This window comes from Roseivirga sp. 4D4, assembly GCF_001747095.1.
Taxonomy (GTDB): Bacteria; Bacteroidota; Bacteroidia; order Cytophagales; family Cyclobacteriaceae; genus Roseivirga.
This window is the reverse complement of the sequence record NZ_MDGP01000001.1, coordinates 2,484,476-2,510,339: the sequence shown is the minus strand read 5'-3', so window position 1 is coordinate 2,510,339 and position 25,864 is coordinate 2,484,476. Positions and strand designations below refer to the sequence as shown.

Below are 25,864 nucleotides of genomic sequence, written 5' to 3'. Positions count from 1 at the left end.
CTTGCCTTATTGATTTACTCACCTCGCACAATTTGTGTGAGGCAATATTGCGTGCAAAATAAAAAGAAAAAAGTTCTAGCTTTTTCCTCATTTTCATTACTTTAGAAGCTAGTTAAGTAATGAAAAATAGGCCTTACGGCATGCTTAGAGCACTTTACATACTGTTTATATGCATTTGCACCCAGTTAATTGTAATTGGTCAGACAAATAACTTGTATGACCTGTTAGATGAAGCTGTTGAGATAGTTGATGAAGCCCCTGAAAAAGCAATCGAACTTTCTGAGAAAGCTTTTTACATGGCTCAGCGAGATAAGGACATGTATGGAATGGTGTCGGCCAAGTCTACTTTTGGTTATATAGGAATGTTAACGAATGACTATGAAGCGTCATTCATCAACTATTCCGATGCTCTGGACTACCTTGAGAAATGTGATACTGTCGATCTATATCAAAAGACAGAAATTCTCAACAATTTGGCTATTATTAAGTCAAGCTATGATGATCATAGCGGAGCGGCATATCTGTATGAATTAGCCCATGATGCTGCAATCGAGTATGTTGATCAGTATAGGGAAGTTGCCGAAGAGTATGGAGACCTGAGGCTCCTTGTGGACATACCTTATGATTTGGCTTCCGAATTAAAGAAAGATGGCAAGTATTCGGAGGCTGGTGAAATTTTGGTTGACCTTTGGGAGCAATCAGAGTTCAGAAAAGATACTGTTTTATTGGCTAAGGTAGTAAATGAGCTAGGACTGATTAAACAAGATAATAAAGAGTTGAACCGTGCTGAGGAATTTTTCTCTATTGCAGCTTTTAATGAAGGTGTAGACCCGGCTCTGAGGTCTATTGCCATGCATAATTTGGCGAATATCTACATGGAGCAAGAGGATTATTCGAAAGCGGATAAATATTTTACTCAAGCGCTAGATTTAAAAAAGGAACATTCCAGCGAGCGGTCTCAATTTATCACTTTACTTGACCAGGGAGAGCTATCTTATATCAAAGGGGAAAATGAAAAAGCTATTTCTAAGTGGGAAACTGCGGTAAATACTTTTGATGGTATCAAGAACGATCCTGATTTGTTTATCGTTTATGATTGGTTGCAAAAAGCATATCGAAATACTGACTTAAATAAGTCAGTAGAGTATAGTGATTTATACGCTGCTAATTTCAAGAATTGGATGACAGTCCAAAGCTCTCAGCAGAATTCAGCTCCTACACTTCAGGCCTTTAATACACGCATTGATACCATCCTTGCGGATAGAGCCTTAAAGGCTGAGCGCTTAGCTTTATTAAGGCAATATTGGCCACTGGGCGTTGTTGCTTTGCTCTTGATTATGCTGTTCGTTTATGTGGTTCAGCTTAGCTACAACAAGAGAAGAGAGAAAGTACTTGAGGCGAGTCTGAAAGCCGATAGAGCTACTGTTGCAGATGAGATTCTAAACAGAATCAGAAGAGATTAATTCTCCTCCTTATTTCCTTCTACATACAATTCGTATAAATCCTGAATGCCTTTGCGTAATCTGTGATTTTCTTCCAGTGCATCAAGTTCTGTATCGCTGAGTTCGCGTTTGATTGGGCCTTGATTCAGAATAAACCAGTGGATATTGATTTCAGGGTAGGCCCTTAGAATGTTTTGCACCGCGTCATAGCCAGGCTTGGTGTTTTCCTTGATATATGCATCAACTGTAGGGGCAGTCAAAAAGACTTTTCGAGCAAAAGCGGCTGTATTGCCATTCTCAAAATGCTCAATAATCCATTTAATTTTTTTCCCAGGGTGTTGGTCAAGGTCCATTAGTACTAAGATATAATAATTAGGTTAACATCAATAGGTACTGGTTCTAAGGCGTTGTTTCATGCTTCATCCGTCAATTGTATAAGTGCAATGAGTTGATGGCTTACAGCTGAGCTTACTTTACCTCTTTCAATCTCGTTGGCGTAAGCGACAATGATAGGCCAGCTATTAGCTAACTTGTCCTTCAAAGAAGTCAGGGAATTCTGGATATGTCCGGCATCCGTAGCACGTAATTCAGCTTCCAATAGCTGGAACACAAACTCGATATCATTTACCTCGAAACTTTCTGTAGGTATCGCCAAGATGGTCTGCACAAGATCACCTTTGAGGTGTTCGCGGTAATCCCCCTTGAGTTTATCAAGTAGCGGTCGTGTGTGCGTTCCGTCATTAGGCTTCTCTTTCAAGGTTGAGAATTTTATTAAGTGAAAATCAAACTATGCGCGGTCCGTCTGAAATTAATCAAATGGCATGAGAGAATTTTGCCATTCAGATAATTTATCCAAATGCCTATAATTGGCTCAATTCGAGCAGTATGGTACTATTTTGATGTCTCACATCCCTTTAAAAAGTATTATAAATACTTGGAGTCAAATAGGATAAAAATATTTACCAGAGAGTGGAAAATAATGAGATAAAAATTTTAGTAAATAAAAAAGGAGAGCCTTTTAAAGCTCTCCTTTCTTCAGGTGGGTGGAAGATGGGACTCGAACCCACGACCCTCGGTACCACAAACCGATGCTCTAACCAACTGAGCTACAACCACCGTGATTGTTCATCGCTGAACGGGCTGCAAATGTAAATTATTTTGAAATAAAATCAAGAATGATAATCAATAAAAGTAATAGGGGAGTACTAAAAAAGTGACTCGATTTCTTGAATTTGTCTTCTGAGAATGTTGAACATTCTATCTCGAAATTCTTTATCTGAAGTCTTTTCGTGGTCTGCCTGGGATGAGTTTTCATTTTGATGCTGTCTCAATGAGACGCTATCAATGGCTCTCTTGTCACCAGTAATCACCGAACTTACAGATTTAGACCGCAGTTTAATATTAAATGGCTCAGAGGCGTACTCCTCATTGAATATGGTGTTGATGATCGTTACTCTCCCTGTTCCATTGATGTTTCTGGAAAAAATTTCCTGGTTAACATTTGCGGTGATGGTCTGCTTGTTTATCACCTTTGTATAAGTCTTAACATCATTTTTGCTCTGGACAAATGGTATCTGTAAAAACTCAAAATCAAGTGTAATAACATACTGAAAGTTCATGCCCTCTTTTTCTTTGCCTTCAAAGACGTATTTAACATTGCTACCGCCAAACGCATTGATGTCATTCACCAGTACGGTGTTGAGTTGAAAAATGGCCTGTTCTAATTCTTCAAAGCCTTCCAAATCATACCTAATCAATACATTATAGGAAATCTGACTATTCAAATCGTCAACTAACTTTTCAACCTCTTTATAATTGGGGTCTAAGGCATGAACAAACTTTAGGTTGGATAGAGCGACTATCTTGGAAGATTGGTCTTTCTCGCCCATCGAGCTGACGCCTGCATCGTAGTACTTACCTAGGACGAGATCAGCTCTTTGAAGCATTTTATTTTCACCCTCAATTGTAGGAGTTGTTCCGTACAAGTTTTTAACCAATTCTTTGGCCTTGCTATAGCCTGTGGCAGCACTTAAAACCCACCGATTTGGAGGGTATGAAGGATCATTAAACTCATTGACAAGATCACTTATTTGAGTTTCCTGTAACTGAGTATAGCTCTTTTCAATTTTCTTTCTGACAGATGTTTTACTGGCTTTTCGCGTATTCTTTCTTACCAGCTTTTCAAAATCAGAAATACCTTGACCTTGTGTGGTAAATGATGCAAGAATAAGAAAAATGGCAATTAGCGAGAGTTTGTTCAATGGCATGTTAAAAAATCTTAGCCTTTAAGAAAGGTTAATTAATCCGTCAAATCAAAGAAAGTCATAAAAGATTAGTCTCTTTCAAACCTAAGCCTCATGCCATTGCCCACCTCTGCGAGCTGACCTCCTTCGTAGGCCACTTTCCCATTTATCAGTGTGTGGCTTACTGATGATTTAAAGGTATGGCCTTCAAAAGGAGACCACTGGCATTTATAGAGTAGGCTTTCCTTAGTCACTTCGCTTGGCTGCTCTAAATCTACTATGACAAGGTCAGCATAATACCCTTCTCTGATATACCCTCGCTTCTCTATGTCGAAAAGATCAGCCACGGCATGAGACGACTTTTCAACAATCTTTTCAAGGCTAATCTTACCCTGATGATGTAGGTCTAACAGTGCTGTTAAACAGTGTTGGACTAGGGGGCCACCAGAAGGAGCAGAAAAATAATCATTCTGTTTTTCCTCCAGTGTGTGAGGAGCATGATCTGTCGCGAGCACATCAATATTATTGGCAATCACACCTTGTAGTATTGCATCTCTATCTGTAGCTTTTTTGACGGCAGGGTTCCACTTGATTAAGGTGCCCTTTTCTGCATAGTCAGCATCAGAGAACCATAGGTGATGTACACAGGCTTCAGCTGTGATTTTCTTATCCTTTAGTGGAATGGAGTTATCGAAAAGAGACAATTCTTTAGCTGTTGAAATATGAAGTATATGAAGTCTGGCTCCAGTTTTTTTGGCCAGATCAACAGCAAAAGATGATGAGGCATAGCAAGCTTCTTCATCCCGAATAACCGGATGCATAGCGATCGGCACATCCTCTCCATATTTTCCGCGGGCAGTAGCAGTATTTCTTTGAATTACTTCTTCTGACTCACAATGGGTAGCGATCAGAGTAGGAGAATTGGCAAAAATTGATTCAAGTGTATTTTGGTTGTCCACCAGCATATTTCCAGTGGAAGATCCCATAAAAATCTTCGTGCCACAGATGTTCTTGGGATCAGTCTTTAAAACCTCTTCCAAATTGTCATTAGAGGCACCCATATAGAAGCTATAGTTGGCGAGGCTGTTCTTGGCTGCAATATCATACTTGTCTTGAAGCAGTTCTTGTGTGAGTGTATTGGGTACCGTATTTGGCATTTCCATAAAGGAGGTAATACCTCCAGCTACAGCTGCTCTGGATTCAGTATAAATCTCCGCCTTGTGTGTAAGCCCAGGTTCTCTGAAGTGGACTTGATCGTCAATAAGACCTGGGATAATGATTTTTCCTGTAGCATCAATTACCCTATCGGCTTGCTTATGCTGAAGATCCTTACCTATTGCTTCAATAATGTCATTGTTGATAAAGATATCAGCTTCGAAAATTTCATTTTCATTAACAAGGGTGCCGTTTAATATGAGGATGGATGCCATTATGATTTTATTTTGTAGACCGTTTCGCGTAATTGCGCTGTAAAACAAACACGAATCCATCAGAAATGGCAGTAGAAATTCAAAATTTTGAAGATTTAAAGCTTAACCGTCAGGTTTTGAATGCCATTGATGATTTGGGATTTTCAGTGCCAACAGAAATCCAGAGTAAGGCGATACCCATTGCCCTAGCTGGACATGATCTCCTGGGTATTGCGCAAACCGGCACAGGTAAAACGCTTGCTTTTGCCACGCCATTGATCATGAAAGTGAAATATGCTCAAGGGGAACACCCTAGAGCGTTGATTCTAGCACCTACTCGCGAGCTTGCTATTCAAATATCAGGTCACTTTGAAAGCTTGGCCAAGTATACTGACCTAAGGGTTGTGACACTCTATGGAGGACTGGGGCCTAAGACTCAGCTGGAAGCATTAGATAAGGGAGTAGACATCATTATCAGTACACCGGGCCGTTTTCTTGATTTGTACAAAAAGGGGGCTATTTATCCGCGAGGGATCAAAACGCTCATATTAGATGAGGCGGACAAGATGATGGATATGGGCTTTATGCCTCAAATCAGAAATATTTTAGAACTCATTCCTGTCAAAAGGCAAAACATGCTCTTTTCTGCCACCATGCATGATAAGGTGGTAAAACTCACTGAAGAGTTTTTGGAGTACCCAGAAAGAGTAGAAGTGGCACCTCAGGCTACGGTCGCAGAGACAATTGATCAGGTACTCTATGAAGTACCGAATTTCAGAACGAAACTGAATTTGCTAAGTCACTTTTTAGAAGATGAGTCTTTTCAAAGGGTAATTGTATTTGTAAAAACAAAGACCAGTGCGGATAACATAGCGCATTATCTCGATAGAAAATCTATGGGGCCTGTTCGCGTGATTCATGCCAATAAGGGGCAAAACTCTCGTATCAACGCAGTAGATGAATTCAAGGAAGGGCATGTCAGAATATTGGTATCAACAGATGTAACGGCCCGAGGTATGGACGTGTCTATGGTGAGCCATGTGATCAATTTTGATGTGCCTCTGATTTATGAAGACTATGTTCATCGCATTGGCAGAACAGGACGGGCTCAGAATGAAGGGAAGGCCATCACCTTTGCTAATAAACTGGAGATGCAACATGTCCCACGAATTGAAGCGCTGATTGACGAGACGATCGCTCTTGAAACCATCCCAAAATCTGTACTCATTGAAAAGACACCTTTTGCCGAGCAGCAAGAAATGGATAGGGCCATCGACAATATGCGCAAGAAAGCTGATCCTGACTTTAAAGGTGCATTTCATGAGAAGAAGCACAAGTTTAAAGACAAACCAACCAAGGGTAAGCGTAGCCGTGGTCGCAAAAAGCGGAGATAAATACCGAAGGCTTATTACATAATATTCGTTAAATTGAGGTAGTCAATTTTAACAACAACTCAGAATATTATGAAAACGAAAGCATTTTTATCCAGTCTTTTCATGCTAGCATTGCTTGTCGGCAATGTGTCTGCTCAAGACAAGAATTTCAGCTTAGACGAAGTCTATTCCCTTGCCGCTGATGGAACGGTTCATTTGAGGTCACAAGATGCTAATGTGAAAATCACAGGCTCAGATCGGAGCGATGTCCATGTAGTGATCGAAAGAACAGAAATAGTTCGCGGTGTTAGAACCAATCGTGGTCGTTTTAATGTGGAAGTAGAAGAGCGACAAGGTGACTTGTACATAACCGAGTCTGAGCGAAGAGGCGCTTCCTTTCAAATTGGTATGCGAAGGGTAGATTATGAAATAGAGATTGAAATGCCTCAAACGGGGTCGTTGAGGATTAAAGGAGATGATGATGACTACGTTATCCGAAGTGTCAATGGTAACATATCTATTGAGACAGATGATGGCGATGTTGAGTTGATCGAATGTAATGGAGATAAATTCGATCTTGAACTTGAAGATGGCGACCTAAGAATGGATGGAGGAAATGGCTCGCTTTATGTGAGAGTAGATGATGGTGATCTAGACATCCGTAATGGAAATTTTGATCGAGTAGAGGTTGCCGCAGAAGACGGAAACGTTTCATTGGAAACCACACTTTCTGATAACGGTGTTTATGAAGTCAGAGGTGATGATGCCGATATTGACTTTGTAGTGCTAAGCGGTGGTGGTGAGTTCAATGTATCTAAAGATGATGGTAGAATATCTTCTACTTCAGCTTTCGAAACGATCCAAGAGACCGAGAGAAGGGCCAAGCTTTCGTTAAATGGTGGTAAGGCTGATGTAGATATTAGAGTAGAAGATGGGCGGGTTAGACTTTCAACAGGAAAGTAATCTCAGGCTAAATGAAATTATGACGCTGATTCCTTTGGGATCAGCGTTTTTTCATGTTTATCCCAATACCAATCACTCAATTGAGCGCCACCCAATTTTTTATTCCTGTCAAGTAATTGCTCAACCTTACTTTTATCTAAGTCATTGTGAAGCACTAGCTTTTCAAAGTCCTTGAACAGTGGCTTCATGTTTTCCAGGATGTTAAAGTATTGCAGGTCTCCAAAGCCTTGATGCTTTTGCCACCTGAGCATTTTGCCCACTAATTTTCGTTGATCGGATTCACCTGCTTCAATAAGGTCGATCATTCTCTGCTCAATTTCTGTCAGTCCTGAATCCTTGTAAGGGTATCGTCTAAAATGTGTGTCTAGAGCATCTGGTAGATAGGGGAGCTCTGATAGACTCATCAAGACATAATTATATAGGTCCGTTGGGTCACTGGCGCAATATGTCTCATAAACATCGCTGCAAAACTCAAACTCACGAGAGCCTAACTTGAGACGTGTCTCAAATAATTGGGCGTATTGACTTGCTTCGATTTCGCCTAAACCATAAAGCCGATCCGAGTCGTCTATCTTGCCTACACAAACTAATGAAGTGGTATTGTCAAGTTCTTGTTTTCCAAGCCAATGGATTAAGGCTACCATATTAATCTGACAGAATAAATCATACTCGAACCATAGCACTACCTCATCATATATTGGAAGTGATCCTTCCATCTCTTTGAAGAGGGTAACGCATTCTTTTTGATATCGACCTGGTTCCAATTGAAACTCGCGACTCATGAACTGATCACGTTCTGCCCAGAATAACTCACTTCCAAAATCAGCACTTACCGGACCATCGCTCAATACTTCTCTCCAAACGTAGGTATCACCTTCAATACCCGATTTATTGAATTGATGGAGTGTGCTATCTCCATTAAGTATATGTAAGATTTTAGGCATAAAAAAAGGCTACTCGAAAGTAGCCTTAATATGTTTTTATTCAAATGTATGACGAATTAATCACGCGAACCGTAGTCCATGTCATCAGTTCTATCAACGGGTGTTCTATCATTTCTATTGGCTAGAATCCATGCCGTATGGAAAACCAGCTGAGCTCTTTTAGCCATCACGTCAAACTCGATCTTATCGACTGTGTCCGTAGGGCGGTGGTAGTCAGCGTGAACACCATTAAAGTAAAAAATGATCGGAATACCTTTCTTCGCAAAGTTGTAGTGATCAGAACGGTAATAGAATCTATTCCTGTCATTCGGATCGTCATAACGGTAATCCAAGTTCAAGCCTGTGTAACTAATGTTGGCATACTCAGAAATGATCTTCAAGTGGCTTGACAGCTTCTCAGAACCAATGACATACACATATTCCCTATCACTCTCATGATCCGGATCAACACGTCCAATCATGTCAATATTAAGATTGTTAACAGTATTTTCAATCGGGAAAAGCGGATTGTCGGCATAATAAGCCGATCCTAAAAGCCCTTTTTCCTCACCTGTAACATTTAAGAAAAGAATACTTCTTCTTGGTCTGTTGCCTTCGCTTGCAGCTTGTACAAATGCTTCGGCAATTTCCATTACGCCAGTGGTACCCGATCCATCATCATCAGCACCATTATTGATTACAGTGCCATCTTCATTCTGGCCAATATGATCGTAGTGTGATGAGATGACTAGTACTTCGTCTTTGAGGTCAGTACCTTCCAGGAAGGCAACCATATTCTCAGTGCTTAGCTCAACAAGCTTCTGTTTTACCATAAAGCGAACTGTTCTTGCTTTGATACTAGCTGGATTATCAGCTGCGGCATCTAATTTTTCGGCAGTGGTATTTAATAGCTGAGCTCCCATTGCCTTTGTGATATTGAATATAATGCTCTGGTTAGCACCTAATTCTTTATTGAATCTTAATCTACTCTTTAGTCTGAACCTTGCCTGACGAGGCATGGTTTGCATGAACTGTTCATCATTGCTGCTCATCACAAAAACCGCTTTTGCACCAGCCTCATTCACTTTTGTCAGCAGTTCTCGAGAGATAGTTGTCATGACAACGCCTTTGTCTTTCACGTCCATATCTGCTAGACCATCACCGTTACCAATGAACATAGTCGAAAGCTTCATTTCTTTGTCCATGTTGGCGCTTCCAGAGAAAATGAAATCCACTCCATTCATCTTCTTTTTGCCTTTGACCTTTACATAGACATCTGACCAATCAGATTGGTACATATTAAATTTTTGTCTGTAAGTACCATCAGCTGGCCCTTGTAAGCCAAGGTCTTTGTAAAAATCTTCTAAATATTGAGAGGCCTTTTTCTGACCTTCAGTTCCTGTTTCTCTCCCGCCAAAATCATCAGAAGCAAGCACAGTAAGCTTTTTTCTCATGTCTTCTGGTGTAATGGTTTTAGCGTACTTTATTGAAGCATCTTGCGCTGTTGCCGCAAAGCCCAAAACCAACAATCCTAAAAAGGATGCCTTTATTTTCCTCATTTTGTAAACAATTTATTACTACAATTTTTTTGCAGCCTAAAGCTAAACATAATTTTAGAAGGGCATGAATTTTCTTATTTCAATGGTATCGTTTTTTGATTCGATATATAAGGAAATCAATCTGTTGTGGATTACATTTGTGCATCTTTTGGAAGAGAGGAAATTACAACTTATTGGATTCGGAAAATGACAAAAATTGATTTGAACCAAGTCCCCAAATTCGAGGACAGACATAATAGCCCCCAAGATTCTGAAATAAAAGAAATGCTTGAGGTGATTGGTGCGGATAGTATTGATACGCTTATCAACGAAACTGTACCCGCTGGTATCAGAATGAAAGAGGCAATGAACTTGCCTGCTGCAAAGTCTGAATTTCAGTTCTTGAATGACTTGAAGACCATGGCGTCTCAAAACAAGCTATTTAAGTCGTACATTGGAATGGGTTATTATGGAACCATAGTTCCTGGTGTAATTCAAAGAAACATACTGGAAAACCCAGGGTGGTATACAGCTTATACCCCTTATCAAGCTGAAATAGCACAGGGTAGACTTGAGGCTTTGATCAATTTCCAAACCCTTGTGATTGATTTGACTGGGATGGAAATCGCTAATGCTTCTTTACTCGATGAAGCAACAGCAGCTTCTGAAGCCATGACCATGTTTGCGGGCCTAAGGAAGAAAGCTAAAAAGACAGCCAATAAGTTCTTTGTTGACGAAAATACCTTTCCACAGACATTGGATGTCTTAAAAACTCGTGCAATCCCTGTTGGAATTGAACTTGAAATAGGAGATATAGATCAGGTGGACCTAACGGATCCAAACCTTTATGGTGTACTCTACCAATATCCTGGAGGCGATGGTAACGTAAGGGATTTTAGTGCCTTTACGGAAACAGCAAAAGAACAAAATGTATTTGTCGTTGCTGCTGCGGACCTAATGTCGCTCGTCTTATTGACTCCTCCTGGCGAAATGGGTGCTGATGCCGTGATCGGTACAACTCAGCGCTTTGGTGTGCCAATGGGCTTTGGAGGTCCTCATGCTGCATATTTTGCCACAAAAGAAGATTTTAAGAGACAGATTCCTGGAAGGATCATCGGTGTTTCTTTGGATAGCCACGGAAATAAGGCCTATCGAATGGCACTACAAACCCGTGAGCAACACATCAGAAGAGAAAAGGCAACATCTAACATCTGCACAGCACAAGTTTTACTTGGCGTGATGGCAGGTATGTATGGTGTTTATCACGGTCCTGAAGGCCTTAAAGGTATTGCAAGCAATATCCATGGCAAGGCAAAACTATTAAGTGATGGCCTAGGGGAGTTAGGTTTTACCCAACTTAACGAGGTTTACTTTGATACCATTCAAGTGGAATCTGATGTGGCCATGGCTGACAAATTGAGAGGTATAGCTGAGGCTAAAGAAATTAACTTCCGCTACTTCGAAAACGGTAATATTGGTATTGCAGTTGACGAGACTACAACGGTTGCTGATCTAGAGGAGGTACTCAATGTGTTTGCTGAAGCTGCAGGTAAGTCAATGGGACTGGATGTGGCGGCAATGTCAAAGCAGGTGGAGATTAGCTTTCCTGATAAGCTAAAAAGAACTAGCGATTTCTTGACGCACCCTGTTTTCAATCAATACCAGTCTGAGCATGAAATGCTTCGGTACATCAAAAGGTTGGAGAACAAAGACCTCTCTTTGGTACACTCAATGATTTCATTGGGATCATGCACCATGAAATTGAATGCTACGGCCGAAATGGTACCTGTTACCTGGCCGGAATTTGGTAATATTCATCCTTTCGCACCAGGTGAGCAGACCAAAGGTTATCAGCAGATGTTTACCGATTTGGTAGACTGGCTCTCTGAAATTACTGGATTCGATGATGTATCGTTACAACCAAATTCAGGTGCTCAAGGGGAGTATGCCGGACTTATGGTCATCAGAGCTTATCACCACAGCAGAGGGGATCACCACAGAAATGTAGCGATCATCCCTACGTCAGCGCATGGTACGAATCCTGCATCTGCTGTAATGGCGGGAATGAAGGTAGTTCTGGTCCAGTGTGATGAAAAGGGTAACATTGACGTAGAAGACTTAAAGGCAAAGGCAGAGCTTCACAGCGATAACCTTGCCTCTTTAATGGTGACGTATCCTTCAACACATGGTGTGTTCGAAGAGAGCATCAAAGAGATTTGCGATATCATTCACCAGCATGGTGGTCAGGTATATATGGATGGTGCCAATATGAATGCCCAGGTTGGCTTGACAAGTCCAGGATTGATTGGTGCAGATGTTTGTCACCTCAACCTGCATAAGACATTCTGTATTCCACATGGTGGTGGAGGACCTGGGATGGGACCAATCGGTGTGCGAGCACATTTAGCACCATTTTTACCGGGTAATCCAAATGTAAAGAGTGGTGGGGAAGAAGCCATTACTGCTATTTCAGCAGCGCCATGGGGTAGTGCTAGTATTTTGACAATCTCTTATGCTTACATCGCTATGATGGGTGCCGAAGGGCTTACCAACGCAACTAAGATTGCCATCCTGAATGCTAACTATATCAAGGCAAGATTGGAAGAGAAGTTCCCAATCCTTTATACTGGATCGCAAGGAAGGTGTGCACATGAAATGATTGTGGACTGCCGTGATTTTAAAGCACAGCATATTGAGGTGGAAGATATTGCCAAGCGATTGATGGATTACGGATTCCATGCCCCAACAGTGTCATTCCCTGTAGCAGGTACGGTAATGATTGAGCCAACAGAATCTGAGTCTAAAGCTGAGTTGGATCGCTTCTGCGATGCCATGCTGGGTATCCGTGCCGAGATTCAGGAAATTGCTGACGGTCAGGCAGAAGCAGATAACAACGTACTTACTAATGCCCCTCATACCAATGAGGCTGTGTTGTCAAGTGACTGGAATATGCCGTATAGCAGAGAGAAAGCAGCTTATCCTGCTGAGTATGTAAGAGCAAGTAAGTTCTGGCCTTCTGTAGGAAGAATTGATTCTGCTTATGGAGATAGAAACTTAATGTGTAGCTGTATTCCTGTTGGGGATTATGCCGAGGAAGAGGCCATGGCCTAAGAATATAGATACAATGAATAAATAAAAGTGGCTGCCAATTGGCAGCCACTTTTATTTTGTGTTGTTCGTCACCCTGCCCCGAAGCCTCGGGGTATTTCAGGGTCTTATAAATGGAGATGCTGAAACAAGTTCAGCATGACGAGAATGCTTTAGAATTCATCGATTATGTTAGCTCCATTTCACTTTTTCTAAAACCGGAGTAAAAGCGGTAGGGTAGGTAAGTGAGGCCGAAAGTGAGAATGGAAATAATTAGAAGGAGTTCTCCATTTTCGAATTTCGTTGCTCTATCAAGCGCATTTTGATTGGATAGTTCAGACAGTTCTTCATTTAATTGCTTCCGCCTTTCCTTATTATCCATAGTCAAGTTGAGCCGATAAGACTCAATTTGCATCGCCTGAGATTGTAGAATCACTTTTTTCGAGCTGATGAGTGACTGACTAAAGAATAAAATGGCTAGACAAAGGCAAAGTGCGCTGAGGTAACCTCCAATGTATGCGATTTTCTTAATCATGATATTTTGAGTTTTTGTGGTTAAAAATTCTAAGTCTTTTTGAACCTGTAGAGGTTCTTTTGGGAGTATCTTCTCTCTTGATATCGGCCAGGCCTCTTCAAATGACGCTCCTACTTCCATTTGTAATTCGATGTCACAGGACAGGTGATCTAGTAGATCATCCATAAGCCCCTGATCGGTAATCTTTGCTTCTTTCAAGAAGTTCTTAATGATTTCACTTTGATGTTGATCAATCATGAGATAGCGGGTTTTTCTTTTCCAAAAAGTAAACCGAGCGTAGTCTGAAAATCTACTAGCTCATTGAGCGCAGGCACTACAAGTCCATTACCTTTTTTGGTCAACGAGTAATACTTGCGCGTGCGATTACCTACTAATATGGACTCTGTTGAGAGATAGCCCTCCTTGGTTAAACTATGAAGGGTAGGGTACAATGACCCTTCTTTGATCAATACCTTGCCTTCGGTCTTTTCTTTTACATGCTGGACAATCTCATATCCATACATCTTATCATGCTCGGAAAGCAACTTCAGAATAATAGGTTTTAGGATGCCTTTTAAGAGTTCTCTTGAATACATAGAACAATAATACATCATAATATGATGTATTACAAATTGAACAGAAAAAAACCACCCCGACAAACCGAGGTGGTTTTCATTATTTTCTTTTCGAATCAAACGTGAACGTGTCTTTCCGCGTGATATGATGATCTCACCAATGGACCAGATTCAACATATTTGATTCCTCTTTTAAGTCCTTCCTCTTTAAAGAACTCGAATTTATCAGGATGCACATAGTCAATCACTTCATGGTGCATCTTGGTAGGTTGTAGATACTGACCTAGGGTTAGGATGTCTAGTTTTACTTCCGCCAAGTCATCCATCAATTTGAACACCTGATCATCCGTTTCACCCAGACCTAGCATAGCACCCGATTTGGACCTTTTACCGAACTCCTTGATGCGATGTAGCTCTTCTAAGCTTCGATCATATTTGGCTTGTGGCCGAACGCGTCTGTAAAGATCTTTTACAGTTTCCATGTTATGAGAAACCACTTCTTGTCCACCATCAATCATTCGCTCTAAAGCATCCCAGTTGCCTTTAACATCTGGGATTAGGGTTTCAATTGTCGTGGTGGGACTTAAGGCTTTTGTTTGGACCACGGTTTGGTACCAAATTTCAGCACCACGATCCTTCAGTTCGTCTCTGTTTACTGAGGTAATTACCGCATGTTTGACACCCATCGTTTTGATAGCTTCAGCCACACGCTTCGGTTCTTCCTCATCGTACTCAGGTGGACGCCCCGTGGCTACAGCACAGAAAGAGCATGATCGGGTGCACACATTACCCAAGATCATAAAGGTGGCTGTTCCAGCTCCCCAGCATTCCCCCATATTTGGGCAATTACCGCTCTCACAGATTGTATGGAGTTTATTCTCATCTACCAGCTTCCTTACCTTGGCGTATTCAGGGCCAATGGGAAGTTTAACACGAAGCCAGTTCGGTTTCCTTTTTCTTTCTTCAGTTTCCTTAGAAACGACAGGTAGTTCTATCATAGCTTTCTCCTCTGTCTATTGAAACACAAATGTAAGTCAAAGGTTCCAAATAAAATTGTGAATGGACTATCTTCTACGGCCGAAATAAATGGCCATAAAGGCGGATGTGAATACGCTATTATTACCAGCCACCGGAAGGATGTTAATTTCTCTGGTGTAAACGTCTAATGTGAACCCAACTTCAACGCCAAACACTCTTTGTTTGGTCGAATTAGTTTCAAATGTAAGAGAAGCTTTGGCATGAGCGCCAAGTACAAATTTAGTTTGCCCAAGCCCTCTGAAAGGCCCGGCATTACCAATGATTCTGTTAAAGCCATGTCTGCTGTCATCCGGATCGTATTGCTCTTTCTCATTTCCGATTAACTCTACAAAATAAGGTATTTCCATACCAATAGATGGGCCCGCGGAGAATAGGCCAGTTATTCTGGCTCCTTGTTGAGGAGCTTTTTTGAACAGGACCTTTTCTCTACCATAGGTAGGCCTAATGGCTACAAGGTAGTTAGACTTGCCAAAAACGAACGTACTGCCCGTAATAGTCGTTTCCTTCCCCTCTCGTGCATGTTTGATATTGACAATCTCAATACCATAATTCATTAAGTTCCCTTCACTCAAGGTTTTTGAGTGTCTATAATAAAAACCGCTGAGTAAGCCGCCATGTGTAGCTTTGCTTATGCCAAAGACATTTTCAATTGAATACTCTTCACCCTGAACTTCGGTATTTTGTTGTGCCATAGCACTTACACTTATGATAAGAAGCAGGGATAAAAAGATACTTTTAATGAATGAGTGCATACAATTTTGTCGGTAGAAATAAGGTCTCTAAATTAACGAAAAATAAAGCTGCTTAGTTTATGGCTACTGTCAATTCTAAATACATCGGAGGCCTTAGAACCACTGCTGTCCATGTGAAATCTGGTAACGAGTTTGTTACTGACGCACCTATCGATAACAATGGTAAAGGGGAGACCTTTTCTCCTACAGACACGGTAGCTGCCGCTTTGGGTAGCTGTATGATGACCGTAATGGCTATTGCCGGAGAAAAAGAAGGAATCGATTTGACGGGTATGCATTTAGAAACAACTAAAGTTATGTCTGCCACTGCCCCAAGAAAAATTGCAGCACTAAAGGTGGAATTCTTTTGGGATAACTGTTCCTTAAACGAAGAAAAGCGTGAATGGCTCAAAGAAATTGGTAGAAACTGTCCGGTAGCCTTAAGCCTTCACCCAGATTTGAGGCAGGAGATTAATTTCCACTTTTAGTTACCCAGGCCACCATTTTACCAATATCTTCAGGATTTCTGTGCTTGAGCTTATTTTTGCGGGCATACTTTCTAAGTGATTCTGAGTATCTTCCGAAGAAGTCGAAGAAGGCCGTTTTGCCAGTTGGGATTTCCTTCCAATTGCCACCAGTTTTTAAGTAGCTGTCAGATTTTGCAATGACCTTATCATTCTTCTCACCCATTTGTGTGGAAGGATCCCAAGTCGCAGGTATGTATTCGAGATAGTATTTTATTTTGACATATTCTGAACTATATAAGTCTCTGAGGAACCCGCCATATTCACTATCTGGCCAAACGAGCTTCATATTTGAGAACTTCTGAGCCGGACTATCTTTGGTAGCATCAAATTCGAATGTACTTACGAAGTTCCAGGCGATCAGCGAATCACCATCGGCAGACTCTAGTGTCTCACTTTCCATATTGTACATATAACTGCCACGAATCGTATCTCCTTTAATGAGGACAATTGTTGCCTTTCGAGGGGTTTCATGCATGTACCGATTGAAGTCAACAGTGTTTCCAATTGGGATTCTACTGCGGATAAAGCTTCGGTTATTACTTGAGCCATCTCTTAGGTTAAAAACTATTTCGGAGGTTCCACCTATACCGAGGCTTTGTGCACTCAGCCCAAAGGATAATAGACTAAACAGAAGTATACAACTGATTCTCATAGATCTAATTTAAGGATTATATGCTTAATGAACGTTTCTCAAATCAAAAGCAACAGGCCGTTAGCCTAGTTTCTTATATCTGATTCTGGTTGGGCCCACATCACCAAGTCGCTTCTTGCGATTCTCTTCATACTCCGAATAAGTACCTTCAAACCAATATACCTGCGAATCACCCTCAAAGGCTAGAATGTGAGTACAAACTCGATCCAGAAACCACCGGTCGTGAGAAATGATTACAGCACAACCACCAAAGTTGTCTAAACCTTCCTCTAATGCTCGTAAAGTATTAACGTCCAAATCGTTAGTAGGTTCGTCAAGGAGCAGTAAGTTGGCACCCTGCTTTAGGGTAAGCGCCAGGTGAACCCTGTTCCGCATTCCTCCAGACAGCTCGCTTACTTTTTTATTTTGGTCCGTGCCATTAAAGTTAAAACGACTCACATAAGCTCTAGAATTGATTTCCTTACCACCCAATGTAATGAGCTCGTTGCCCTCAGAAATAACTTCCCATACCGATTTGTTCGGGTCAAGTCTTGTATGCTCCTGGTCTACATAGGCAATATCAACAGTAGAGCCCACTTCAAAGTCACCTGCATCGGGCTCTTCACGCCCTGTAATCATGTTGAACAAAGTCGTTTTACCAGCGCCATTGGGTCCAATAATTCCGACTATTCCACCTTGTGGTAGAGAGAATTCGAGGTTTTCGTAAAGAAGCTTGTCTCCAAAGGCTTTGGATACTCCTTTGGCCTCAATCACCTTGGATCCTAATCGAGGTCCGGCAGGTATATATAATTCTAATTTCTGTTCTTTTTCTGCAGCTTCTTGACCGACAAGTCGATCGTATGCTCCCAATCTAGCTTTAGATTTAGCCTGTCGACCTTTGGGTGACATTCGAACCCATTCAAGCTCTCTTTGAAGTGTTTTTTGTCTTTTGGACTCTGTTTTTTCCTCATCGGCCAAACGCTTTTGTTTTTGATCTAGCCAAGATGAGTAGTTGCCTTCCCAAGGAATACCTTCGCCTCTATCTAATTCAAGAATCCATCCAGCAACGTTATCCAAGAAGTATCTATCGTGAGTTACCGCAATCACGGTTCCTTTGTACTGTCTTAAGTGTTGTTCTAGCCAATGCACTGATTCTGCATCCAGATGGTTAGTTGGCTCATCTAATAACAATACATCCGGTTCTTGGATTAACAAACGACACAGTGCCACCCTTCTTTTTTCTCCACCAGAAAGATTTTTGATAATGGCATCGGCAGGAGGAGTTCTCAAGGCATCCATCGACCTTTCCAGTCTAGAGTCCAACTCCCAGGCGTTCACCTGGTCCAGCTTCTCTTGAACCTTGCCCTGATCTTCAATCAGCTTATTCATGGCGTCAGGGTCTGCCAATACTGCTGGGTCAGCAAACTTAAGATTGATGTCTTCAAATTCTTTCAGAAGATCAACCGTTTCTTTGGCACCTTCTTCAACGACCTCTTTTACAGTTTTTTCAGGATCAAGATCAGGTTCTTGTTCTAGCATTCCTACAGAGAATCCAGGAGAAAAAACTACTTCTCCCTGATACTCTTTATCCATTCCTGCAATAATCCTGAGTAGGGAAGATTTTCCAGAACCGTTCAATCCCAGTACTCCGATTTTTGCCCCGTAAAAGAAAGAGAGGTATATGTTCTTTAAGACTTGTTTATTGGGAGGGTAGACTTTGCTAACGCCTGCCATTGAAAAAATGATCTTATTATCACTCATTTGGCTGATTTTGGATCAAATATGCTAAAAAATATGCTTCAATTCAGCGCAATAAATTGAATTAACTAATTTCGAGCCCGATTAGAAAAATCAACATTGGAAAAGAAAGATTACGGATACGTTTTAGACGGAAAAATTTATCGGAAAGGCTTTATGGAATTTCCTGATTTGGCCTTGGCTGAAGTTACTGAAACCGAAGAACAAGCATTGAACCATTACACCGCCCGCTTTGACATGGCTGTGGAAAAGGTGGAAGAAGTGAAGACTAAGATTGCTTCCAATACCAATAAAGGTTCCTTCCTTGTACAAGTGGATCGTCTCATCGATAGCTTGCACACGTTCGATGCTATAGGTGATTTTGAGTCTTTGTATACCACATTGTATGGATTGCAGGAAGAATTGACCGCATATATAAAGGCCAATAGAGAGAAGAACCTTGAAATTAAAACAGCCCTATTAGACCAGCTAAAGGAAGTGGCAGAAAGTCACGACTGGAAGGCTTCTTCGGCAGCAGTAAAGGAGATTCAAGGTAAATGGCTAAAGACAGGAGCTATAGATCAAGGAAAAAGAGAAGAGGTTGAGGGTTCTTTTAAGGCTTTGATCGATAAATTCTATACAAGAAGGTCTTCATTTTATGCCGATCTGGAGAAAATGAGCGAGGAGAAAGAGGCAGCTTTTGAGGAATTTCTAATTAAGGCTGAGGCCTTGAACTCCATAAAAGACATCACCGCTCTCCGTAAGTCAATAAGCTCTTTTAAGGAAGAATGGCAAGCACTAGGAAAGATCAAGCCTAATAAGCACAACGAATTCTGGCAGCGGTTTCAGACCATCATTAAGTCATCGTTGGAAGAAGCCAAAAAGCTTGAGAAAGCCAAAGCGAAATTGACCCCTCAGGACAATCTCAAACTGAAAGAAAAGATTATTGCGGAGTTGGAAAAGGCTAATACGTCTTTGACACCAAAGATTGATTTGAATCAGATAAAGAAGAAGTGGAAGGGCGTTGGTGGTTTGGACAAGGAAGTGTCTCAGCAACTTTCGGCCCAATACCTGAGACTTACAGGGATGATCTCCGAGAAGAGATTTTTAAACACTTTGGTAGAAAAGAAGGCTAAGAAAGGTTTATCAGAATCGGATCTAAACAAGCTGCGCATTCGGCTGCTGAGAGGACTTTTAGACAGAGATTACAGTGAGTTGAAAACTTTCGAGGAGAATCTTGGTAAGTTCAACATGGCGAGTGGTTTAGATAATTTATTGGACCGTAAACTTGCGCAACAGAAACTTAAAGTAGAGATTAAAAAAGATATTCTGACTGAACTAAAAAACCTTAGTTAGCGTATTGAAAATAATTGCATTTAAGCATTTGAATTTTAGGAATTTATTCTATTCTTTTGCACGCCATAAACAAGAAGAGAAATGTACTGGACATTAGAACTTGCTTCATATTTGGAAGATGCCCCTTGGCCAGCCACCAAGGATGAATTGATTGACTTTTCAATTCGCTCTGGTGCACCACTAGAAGTTGTCGAGAACCTTCAAGAACTTGAAGACGATGGACAACCATACGAAAGTATAGAAGAAATTTGGCCGGACTATCCGACAAAAGAAGACTTCTTCTTCAACGAAGACGAATATTAAGAAAAAGCCTCGATATGTCGAGGCTTTTTTGTTTCCCACCCTTTTGACATTGCCATAGGTCAAAACTTCCTGTCATTTTTGACGCATTCTGTTTATATTTCTTTCCTATCCCAGAATACGCGCTGGATAAGATTGTATAAACTTTTACTCAAGACTATTCTCAATGAATTTAAACCTAAAAGCAAAGCAGGAAAGAACCTATGATGCTATTGTGGTTGGGTCGGGTATCAGTGGAGGTTGGGCCGCTAAGGAACTTAGTGAAAATGGCCTGCAAACGCTGGTATTAGAACGTGGTCGTAAAATCGAGCACATCAAAGACTATCATACCGCCACCATGGACACTTGGGATCTACCCAATAGAGGTAGGACCCCAAAGGAGGTAATCGAAAAGGATTACCCAAAACAAAACAGAACTGGTTATACCACCGCTGAGGCACACCGCCATTTTTTTGTAAAGGACAGTGAAAACCCATACCAGGAAGACACTCGATTTGATTGGATGAGAGGCTATCACTTAGGTGGAAGATCAATTACCTGGGGCCGGCAAAGTTACCGCTTAAGTGATATTGATTTTACAGCAAATAAAAAAGACGGTTTCGGTGTAGACTGGCCTGTTCGGTACAAAGATATTAAGCCCTGGTATGACTATGTAGAACGCTACATTGGTGTAAGTGGCGAAAACCGGGGATTCAAACAACTACCTGACGGTAAGTTTCTTCCTCCAATGGAGATGAATTGCGTTGAAAAGGATTTTCAAAAGGCGGTAGAAAGTAAGTGGAACAACCGATGGGTGACCATTGGTAGAACGGCTCACTTAACTGAACCTTTGGCTGTGAGTCAGCCGGACCACAAGAATCCTGGAGGAAGGGCACAATGCCTCATGAGAAACAGGTGTATGAGAGGTTGTCCTTATGGAGGGTACTTTTCGAGTTTGTCATCTACTCTTCCAGCTGGTGTAGAAAGTGGCAATTTGACGATTCAGACAGATGCCATTGTACATGAAGTCATCTACGATGATAGTACTGGTAAGGCAACCGGTGTTCGAGCTATCGATCAGAATACTAAGGAGTCCACCGAGTATTATGCAAAAGTAATTTTCCTTTGTGCTTCAGCCATTGCCTCTGCAAGTATCTTGATGCAGTCTAAGAGCGAACGCTTTCCTAATGGCTTAGGTAATGATAGTGGAGAACTTGGACATAACATCATGGATCATCACCTAGGCGTTGGTGCTTATGCCACTGTCGAAGGTTATGAGGACAAGTACTTCAAGGGCCGTAGAGCGAACGGTATATATATACCTCGTTTTAGAAACCTTGGCGGAAGCTCTAACATGAAAAACTTCATTCGTGGTTATGGATATCAAGGTGGAGCTGGCCGAGATGGCTGGGGTCGTAGCATCGCTGAAATGAGAAATACCCGAGTTGGTGGTAATATCAAAGATATGCTCATGGAGCCAGGAGGCTGGACTATGGGATTTGGAGGCTTTGGTGAGGTATTGCCTCAACATAAAAACCACATGAAATTAGATTATGATAACTTGGATCAGTGGGGTTTACCGCAAGTCAGGTTTGACGCAGGAAACTTTCATGAAAACGAGTATGAAATGCGTAAAGACATGGCAGCCGCTGGTGCGGAGATGCTAGAAGCCGCTGGCTTTAAGAATGTCGGAACGTATGACAATGGGCCTCATATGGGCCTTGGAATTCACGAAATGGGTACTGCAAGAATGGGACGTGACCCAAAGACTTCGGTACTTAATAAGTGGAATCAAGTCCATGCTTGTAAGAACGTTTTCGTTACGGATGGAGCATTTATGACTTCAGCTGCGTGCCATAATCCATCTTTGGGTTATATGGCTTTTAGTGCAAGGGCAGCAAATTATGCAGCAGATCAACTTAAAAAAGGAAACCTATAAGCTATGGAAAGAAGAAAAGCACTTAAGAATATAGGTTTTGGCTCTGCGGCATTGTTCTCTTCGAGCATGCTGTTTGGCGCCATGCAAGGTTGCTCGGCTAAGCCAACCGTGGATTGGATTCCGGTCTTCTTCACACCCGAAGAAGCGGCTCAGATGGAAAAAATTTGTGAGGGTATTGCACCCAAAACGACTACTCCCGGGGCAATCGAGGCAGGTGTGCCAAATCATTTAGATCAGGCATTTTCTGTATTTAGTTCGGAGTTAGAATCTGAATATTTCAAAAGAGGGCTGGTCGTCTTTGTAAAGAACTTTAACGAGAATCAAGAAGTATCTTTCAATAAAGCGACTACCCAACAAATAACAGATGCGATCAATAGCTATTTCAGAAAGTATAACGATGATCCTAATACGCTAAGGAACTATCGGGAAACTTTCAATGATGAAGGGGAGAAGAGTGATGACTTTGTAGAAGTACATTTTGTGACTTCGGTGGTTGATGCCACATTCAGCAGTTATTACACTTCAGAGCTAGTGGGCGAGACAGTAATGGCCTATGATCCTATACCTGTTAATTATAATGGATGTATTCCACTTGAGCCGGGACAGAAGTCCTGGTCCAGCGTGTGATCATCATAAATCGAACGAAAAGGCCCCGCTCAACACGGGGCTTTTTTATTGATCCGTATACTGCCGATTTTCTATATACTTGACAAATGGATGCTATCGACTTAAATTTCTTGCTTAATTGATTTTCAATTAAACGTATGATCAAAAGACTTAAACTTCTTGTTTGGCTATTACTAGTATTCACATGCATTTCCTCATTTAGGCCAGCTAGTGATTCAACTTTCAGGCTGCTCATCTTTGAAGGTTCGGATTGGTGCGCAAATTGTAGACGATTGGAGCGGAATATTCTCACTCAAGAGGTGTTTAAAGAGTTTTTAACCCAGCATGAAATTGTGCTGGAGAAAGTCGACTTTCCCCAAAGAAAGAAGTTAGAGAAGAACGTTAGGGTTTATAACGATTCAATAGCGACTAAATATAATTTTGATGGTGCCTTTCCTACAATGCTATTAATAAATGAGGGCTCAAAAGACTACGTAAAGCTCACCAACTATGTGAAACAGTCTCCTGAAGAAATGATGACTTTATTGCTAAGTCAAATGGAAGCTCTCCGATGAAAGAATTTAGGAGAGTGGCCAGGCTCATGGGTTCTGCTTTTGAGTTATGCGTTGTGCATAGTGATAAGGAGCAATCAGAGACTCTTCTTGACATAGGAATAGATGAAATCGCTCGGATAGAAGAACTGCTGTCAGAATTTAGACACACTTCTGAAACGTCAAAAATTAATGATTCGGCTTTTCAAAGTGCCGTTGAGGTTTCTAGAGAAACTTTAGCCCTAATACAGCGGGCATTGCAGATTTCCGAACTTACCTCTGGAACATTTGATATTACCGCGGCACGGTTAAAGGGTTTGTATGAATTCAAAGGGGAAGAAGTCCGTCTTCCTCAGAGTGTCGAAATAGATAGGGTTCTTAATGAGGTTGGCTATCAACATATAAGACTGGATTATAAGAATAGTACTGTTTCATTTAATAGAGCTTTAAAAATTAACTTTGCAGCTATAGGCAAGGGGTATGCCTCTGATTGTGTCAAAAAGCTATGGCTTGACCAGGGAGTTGTTTCAGGATACGTCAATGCCAGTGGCGACTTGAACGCTTTTGGCTCAAGAGCTGATGGCAGTGATTGGAAAGTAGGAGTGGCCAACCCTGATAATGCTGATGAAATGCTCCTGTATGTCCCTACTGAAAAGCTCTCAGCAGCCACCTCTGGAGATTATGTTCAGTTTTTTGTCCATAATGGTCAGCGATATTCCCATAATATAAATCCACTAGATGGCCTGCCTTTAAAAGGCGTGAAGAGTGTCACTGTGCTTTCTCCAAGTGCAGAGTTATCGGATGCGCTGGCCACAGCAGTCTATGTTATGGGTTCGGACAAGGGCATAAGGTTCATTAATCAGTTACCAAATACACATTGTATTATAATAGACGACAGGAATAGGTTATTTTTATCAGAAGGTCTTAATTATGAGAAAGTCAATCCTTAAAGTCGGATCTTTAGCCTTAGTGCTTATTTCATTGGGGTTGTCTTCATGTGCTCCTACAAGCCTGAAACCCTATGAAAGGATTTATTTAAATGATCCGGCCATGCAGATGGGTTTAGATGCAGGGCTGAGTTTTCAGAACTATATTTTTACAATTAGAGAAGGGTCTATGCCCGCAGGAACATCTAAGGCAAGTGGTGGTTGTGGCTGCAACTAAGTTCTGAGATGAAAAAGCGATACCTTTTGATCGGGAGTCTTGCCTTTGTTCATGCTTTTGCCAAGGCACAAAAGGAGGTAGATTCGGTTGCCACAAAAGTCAATAAGACTCAAATTGAGCTAGTCTATAACCATTATATCCAAGATGGCGACAACTCGGCCGTAACGGGAGGTATAGGTACAGAGGAACTAACAGTTTATGGGCCCTCTTTAAAGTTCAAAAAAGAAAGAGGAACAAAAACCTGGTCAGCCAATTTGGGGGTAGACATAATTTCATCAGCTTCCACTGATAAGATAGACTTCGTTCCTTCCTCGGTGTCTCAGCATGATATCAGATACTACGGTAATGGCACATTTCAGAAAGAGTTTGAAGACAAGAATTTGTCCATTATTGGAGGTACTGGGTTCTCAATAGAAAGCGATTATACCTCTATATCTGCCAAGCTTGGTGTAATCAAGAAAGACCGGAATGAACTGAGAACGTATTCAGCGATTTTTCAGTACTTCAATGATGACCTGCGATGGGGTAGATTCAATAATCGTGAGCCTGACGAAAGGATAGAGCTTATTTATCCTGCCGAACTGCGTGGAATAGAATGGCATGATAGGTTTAAAAGGTATTCATATAACTTTAAACTAGGGTATGAGCAGGTTTTGAATAAGAAAAACGTACTGGGCTTATTTCCTGAATTGACCATTCAAAATGGTCTTTTATCAACACCATTTCATAGAATATTCTTTTCAGATGATACGCGCGCAGTGGAAAACCTACCCGAAAACAGATTTAAGTTTGGTTTGGGACTTAAGCTGAACTCCTTTGTTGCTGGAGGAGTAATACTTAAGAATACCTTGAATTTTTATGATGATGATTTTGGCATTACAGCTTTTTCAGTTGGGAACGAGACTGTGATTAAGTTAGATGCTATTTTTTCAATCATGCCGACATTTCGGTTTTACACTCAAAGTGACTCTAAATACTTTGCACCATTTCAAGGGCATCAACCAGGGACTCGATACTATGCCTCCGACTTCGATTTGTCAAAGTTCAATTCGTATAACATTGGTTTCGGTTTTGGGTATAGTCCCGCACGACTAGTAAATAAGAACATCCTATTTAACACAGTGATTTTTCGTTATAGCTTTTTTAAGCGATCCAATGGACTCACAGCCCATATTTTTTCGTTAGCTCTGCAAGCCGATTTTTATAAGAAGAAAAAAGGTTAGTTCTCATTCCATCTA

Annotated in this window: 25 protein-coding genes and 1 tRNA gene; 13 read left to right on the top strand and 13 right to left on the bottom strand. The window is 41.2% G+C overall.

From position 1 onward, the window contains the following. Positions 1–119: 119 nt before the first annotated feature. The gene (locus BFP97_RS11055) at positions 120–1,463 is read left to right on the top strand and encodes a tetratricopeptide repeat protein (RefSeq protein WP_069842478.1); all 1,344 of its coding nucleotides are present in this window, start codon (positions 120–122) and stop codon (positions 1,461–1,463) included. Here BFP97_RS11055 and BFP97_RS11050 read toward each other — a convergent pair. The 5 genes from BFP97_RS11050 to BFP97_RS11030 form a co-directional block, all read right to left on the bottom strand. Then, entirely contained in the window at positions 1,460–1,795 is a 336-nt protein-coding gene (locus tag BFP97_RS11050; protein ID WP_069842477.1) for a hypothetical protein, read from the bottom strand. The genes BFP97_RS11055 and BFP97_RS11050 overlap by 4 nt on opposite strands. A gap of 59 nt (positions 1,796–1,854) precedes the next feature. Continuing rightward, positions 1,855–2,199: a hypothetical protein gene (locus BFP97_RS11045; RefSeq protein ID WP_069842476.1), complete on the bottom strand. Its 345-nt coding sequence runs from the start codon at positions 2,197–2,199 to the stop codon at positions 1,855–1,857. A 284-nt stretch (positions 2,200–2,483) separates the two neighbouring features. Continuing rightward, positions 2,484–2,559: transfer RNA gene (locus BFP97_RS11040), tRNA-His, on the bottom strand. Positions 2,560–2,647: 88 nt separating this feature from the next. Next, the gene (locus BFP97_RS11035) at positions 2,648–3,709 is read right to left on the bottom strand and encodes a hypothetical protein (RefSeq protein ID WP_069842475.1); all 1,062 of its coding nucleotides are present in this window, start codon (positions 3,707–3,709) and stop codon (positions 2,648–2,650) included. 65 nt (positions 3,710–3,774) lie between these two features. Beyond that, positions 3,775–5,115, bottom strand: coding sequence for a dihydroorotase (locus BFP97_RS11030; protein ID WP_069842474.1), 1,341 nt, complete (start codon positions 5,113–5,115; stop codon positions 3,775–3,777). 65 nt (positions 5,116–5,180) lie between these two features. Between BFP97_RS11030 and BFP97_RS11025 the strand changes: the two genes are divergently transcribed. Further along, positions 5,181–6,488 carry a DEAD/DEAH box helicase gene (locus tag BFP97_RS11025; RefSeq protein ID WP_069842473.1) on the top strand — a complete coding sequence of 436 codons (1,308 nt, stop codon included), beginning with the start codon at positions 5,181–5,183 and terminating at the stop codon, positions 6,486–6,488. A 69-nt stretch (positions 6,489–6,557) separates the two neighbouring features. Beyond that, positions 6,558–7,430: a DUF4097 family beta strand repeat-containing protein gene (locus tag BFP97_RS11020; protein WP_069842472.1), complete on the top strand. Its 873-nt coding sequence runs from the start codon at positions 6,558–6,560 to the stop codon at positions 7,428–7,430. Between the two features lie 17 nt (positions 7,431–7,447). Here the strand turns inward: BFP97_RS11020 and BFP97_RS11015 are convergent, their stop codons facing one another. Beyond that, positions 7,448–8,374, bottom strand: a complete 927-nt coding sequence (locus BFP97_RS11015; protein ID WP_069842471.1) for a hypothetical protein — start codon at positions 8,372–8,374, stop codon at positions 7,448–7,450. 56 nt (positions 8,375–8,430) lie between these two features. Beyond that, positions 8,431–9,912 (bottom strand): M28 family peptidase, encoded by a 1,482-nt coding sequence (locus tag BFP97_RS11010; protein ID WP_069842470.1) that lies wholly within the window; start codon positions 9,910–9,912, stop codon positions 8,431–8,433. A gap of 186 nt (positions 9,913–10,098) precedes the next feature. On the opposite strand from BFP97_RS11010, the gene gcvP reads away from it, so the two are divergent. Further along, positions 10,099–13,002, top strand: a complete 2,904-nt coding sequence (gene gcvP, locus BFP97_RS11005) for an aminomethyl-transferring glycine dehydrogenase (protein WP_069842469.1) — start codon at positions 10,099–10,101, stop codon at positions 13,000–13,002. A gap of 163 nt (positions 13,003–13,165) precedes the next feature. Here the strand turns inward: gcvP and BFP97_RS11000 are convergent, their stop codons facing one another. From BFP97_RS11000 to BFP97_RS10985, 4 genes are all read right to left on the bottom strand, one after another. Beyond that, positions 13,166–13,750 carry a hypothetical protein gene (locus tag BFP97_RS11000; RefSeq protein ID WP_069842468.1) on the bottom strand — a complete coding sequence of 195 codons (585 nt, stop codon included), beginning with the start codon at positions 13,748–13,750 and terminating at the stop codon, positions 13,166–13,168. Next, positions 13,747–14,106: a PadR family transcriptional regulator gene (locus tag BFP97_RS10995; protein WP_410527946.1), complete on the bottom strand. Its 360-nt coding sequence runs from the start codon at positions 14,104–14,106 to the stop codon at positions 13,747–13,749. Before BFP97_RS10995 ends, BFP97_RS11000 begins: the two co-directional genes overlap by 4 nt. A gap of 77 nt (positions 14,107–14,183) precedes the next feature. Further along, entirely contained in the window at positions 14,184–15,065 is an 882-nt protein-coding gene (lipA, locus tag BFP97_RS10990; RefSeq protein ID WP_069842466.1) for a lipoyl synthase, read from the bottom strand. 66 nt (positions 15,066–15,131) lie between these two features. Then, positions 15,132–15,797: a hypothetical protein gene (locus BFP97_RS10985; protein WP_139135273.1), complete on the bottom strand. Its 666-nt coding sequence runs from the start codon at positions 15,795–15,797 to the stop codon at positions 15,132–15,134. Between the two features lie 119 nt (positions 15,798–15,916). Here BFP97_RS10985 and BFP97_RS10980 point away from each other — a divergent pair, with 119 nt between their 5' ends. Then, entirely contained in the window at positions 15,917–16,324 is a 408-nt protein-coding gene (locus tag BFP97_RS10980; RefSeq protein WP_069842464.1) for an OsmC family protein, read from the top strand. Here the strand turns inward: BFP97_RS10980 and BFP97_RS10975 are convergent. Next, complete coding sequence (locus tag BFP97_RS10975; RefSeq protein WP_069842463.1) at positions 16,308–17,015, bottom strand: hypothetical protein; 708 nt, start codon at positions 17,013–17,015, stop codon at positions 16,308–16,310. The genes BFP97_RS10980 and BFP97_RS10975 overlap by 17 nt on opposite strands. A gap of 60 nt (positions 17,016–17,075) precedes the next feature. Continuing rightward, entirely contained in the window at positions 17,076–18,755 is a 1,680-nt protein-coding gene (gene ettA, locus BFP97_RS10970) for an energy-dependent translational throttle protein EttA (protein ID WP_069842462.1), read from the bottom strand. 96 nt (positions 18,756–18,851) lie between these two features. Here ettA and BFP97_RS10965 point away from each other — a divergent pair, with 96 nt between their 5' ends. The 8 genes from BFP97_RS10965 to BFP97_RS10930 all read left to right on the top strand — a co-directional run bounded on the left by BFP97_RS10965 (position 18,852) and on the right by BFP97_RS10930 (position 25,849). Next, positions 18,852–20,087, top strand: coding sequence for a DUF349 domain-containing protein (locus BFP97_RS10965; RefSeq protein WP_139135272.1), 1,236 nt, complete (start codon positions 18,852–18,854; stop codon positions 20,085–20,087). Between the two features lie 81 nt (positions 20,088–20,168). Next, positions 20,169–20,390 carry a DUF2795 domain-containing protein gene (locus BFP97_RS10960; protein WP_009196519.1) on the top strand — a complete coding sequence of 74 codons (222 nt, stop codon included), beginning with the start codon at positions 20,169–20,171 and terminating at the stop codon, positions 20,388–20,390. A gap of 163 nt (positions 20,391–20,553) precedes the next feature. Beyond that, entirely contained in the window at positions 20,554–22,305 is a 1,752-nt protein-coding gene (locus tag BFP97_RS10955) for a GMC oxidoreductase (RefSeq protein WP_069842460.1), read from the top strand. A gap of 3 nt (positions 22,306–22,308) precedes the next feature. Continuing rightward, positions 22,309–22,932, top strand: a complete 624-nt coding sequence (locus tag BFP97_RS10950; RefSeq protein ID WP_069842459.1) for a gluconate 2-dehydrogenase subunit 3 family protein — start codon at positions 22,309–22,311, stop codon at positions 22,930–22,932. Positions 22,933–23,069: 137 nt separating this feature from the next. Further along, on the top strand, positions 23,070–23,486 hold the full coding sequence (locus tag BFP97_RS10945) for a thioredoxin family protein (RefSeq protein WP_069842458.1): 417 nt from the start codon (positions 23,070–23,072) through the stop codon (positions 23,484–23,486). Further along, the gene (locus BFP97_RS10940) at positions 23,483–24,412 is read left to right on the top strand and encodes an FAD:protein FMN transferase (RefSeq protein ID WP_069842457.1); all 930 of its coding nucleotides are present in this window, start codon (positions 23,483–23,485) and stop codon (positions 24,410–24,412) included. The genes BFP97_RS10945 and BFP97_RS10940 overlap by 4 nt, the downstream gene beginning before the upstream one ends. Next, positions 24,393–24,626 (top strand): DUF4266 domain-containing protein, encoded by a 234-nt coding sequence (locus tag BFP97_RS10935; protein ID WP_069842456.1) that lies wholly within the window; start codon positions 24,393–24,395, stop codon positions 24,624–24,626. The genes BFP97_RS10940 and BFP97_RS10935 overlap by 20 nt, the downstream gene beginning before the upstream one ends. A gap of 8 nt (positions 24,627–24,634) precedes the next feature. Further along, entirely contained in the window at positions 24,635–25,849 is a 1,215-nt protein-coding gene (locus BFP97_RS10930) for a DUF3570 domain-containing protein (RefSeq protein ID WP_069842455.1), read from the top strand. The last annotated feature ends 15 nt before the right edge of the window (positions 25,850–25,864 follow it).

What these genes read in the sequence shown, in the direction of transcription:
- gcvP (WP_069842469.1), top strand. Translation starts at nt 10,099, where the DNA reads ATGACAAAAATTGATTTGAACCAAGTCCCCAAATTCGAGGACAGACAT.
- BFP97_RS11035 (WP_069842475.1), bottom strand. Translation starts at nt 3,709, where the DNA reads ATGCCATTGAACAAACTCTCGCTAATTGCCATTTTTCTTATTCTTGCA.
- BFP97_RS11020 (WP_069842472.1), top strand. Translation starts at nt 6,558, where the DNA reads ATGAAAACGAAAGCATTTTTATCCAGTCTTTTCATGCTAGCATTGCTT.
- BFP97_RS10945 (WP_069842458.1), top strand. Translation starts at nt 23,070, where the DNA reads ATGATCAAAAGACTTAAACTTCTTGTTTGGCTATTACTAGTATTCACA.
- BFP97_RS10975 (WP_069842463.1), bottom strand. Translation starts at nt 17,015, where the DNA reads ATGAGAATCAGTTGTATACTTCTGTTTAGTCTATTATCCTTTGGGCTG.
- BFP97_RS10930 (WP_069842455.1), top strand. Translation starts at nt 24,635, where the DNA reads ATGAAAAAGCGATACCTTTTGATCGGGAGTCTTGCCTTTGTTCATGCT.
- BFP97_RS11015 (WP_069842471.1), bottom strand. Translation starts at nt 8,374, where the DNA reads ATGCCTAAAATCTTACATATACTTAATGGAGATAGCACACTCCATCAA.
- ettA (WP_069842462.1), bottom strand. Translation starts at nt 18,755, where the DNA reads ATGAGTGATAATAAGATCATTTTTTCAATGGCAGGCGTTAGCAAAGTC.
- BFP97_RS10985 (WP_139135273.1), bottom strand. Translation starts at nt 15,797, where the DNA reads ATGGCACAACAAAATACCGAAGTTCAGGGTGAAGAGTATTCAATTGAA.
- BFP97_RS10940 (WP_069842457.1), top strand. Translation starts at nt 23,483, where the DNA reads ATGAAAGAATTTAGGAGAGTGGCCAGGCTCATGGGTTCTGCTTTTGAG.
- BFP97_RS10955 (WP_069842460.1), top strand. Translation starts at nt 20,554, where the DNA reads ATGAATTTAAACCTAAAAGCAAAGCAGGAAAGAACCTATGATGCTATT.
- BFP97_RS10960 (WP_009196519.1), top strand. Translation starts at nt 20,169, where the DNA reads ATGTACTGGACATTAGAACTTGCTTCATATTTGGAAGATGCCCCTTGG.
- BFP97_RS10995 (WP_410527946.1), bottom strand. Translation starts at nt 14,106, where the DNA reads ATGATGTATTATTGTTCTATGTATTCAAGAGAACTCTTAAAAGGCATC.
- lipA (WP_069842466.1), bottom strand. Translation starts at nt 15,065, where the DNA reads ATGATAGAACTACCTGTCGTTTCTAAGGAAACTGAAGAAAGAAAAAGG.
- BFP97_RS11010 (WP_069842470.1), bottom strand. Translation starts at nt 9,912, where the DNA reads ATGAGGAAAATAAAGGCATCCTTTTTAGGATTGTTGGTTTTGGGCTTT.
- BFP97_RS11050 (WP_069842477.1), bottom strand. Translation starts at nt 1,795, where the DNA reads ATGGACCTTGACCAACACCCTGGGAAAAAAATTAAATGGATTATTGAG.
- BFP97_RS10935 (WP_069842456.1), top strand. Translation starts at nt 24,393, where the DNA reads ATGAGAAAGTCAATCCTTAAAGTCGGATCTTTAGCCTTAGTGCTTATT.
- BFP97_RS11030 (WP_069842474.1), bottom strand. Translation starts at nt 5,115, where the DNA reads ATGGCATCCATCCTCATATTAAACGGCACCCTTGTTAATGAAAATGAA.
- BFP97_RS11000 (WP_069842468.1), bottom strand. Translation starts at nt 13,750, where the DNA reads ATGATTGATCAACATCAAAGTGAAATCATTAAGAACTTCTTGAAAGAA.
- BFP97_RS10980 (WP_069842464.1), top strand. Translation starts at nt 15,917, where the DNA reads ATGGCTACTGTCAATTCTAAATACATCGGAGGCCTTAGAACCACTGCT.
- BFP97_RS11055 (WP_069842478.1), top strand. Translation starts at nt 120, where the DNA reads ATGAAAAATAGGCCTTACGGCATGCTTAGAGCACTTTACATACTGTTT.
- BFP97_RS10950 (WP_069842459.1), top strand. Translation starts at nt 22,309, where the DNA reads ATGGAAAGAAGAAAAGCACTTAAGAATATAGGTTTTGGCTCTGCGGCA.
- BFP97_RS11025 (WP_069842473.1), top strand. Translation starts at nt 5,181, where the DNA reads ATGGCAGTAGAAATTCAAAATTTTGAAGATTTAAAGCTTAACCGTCAG.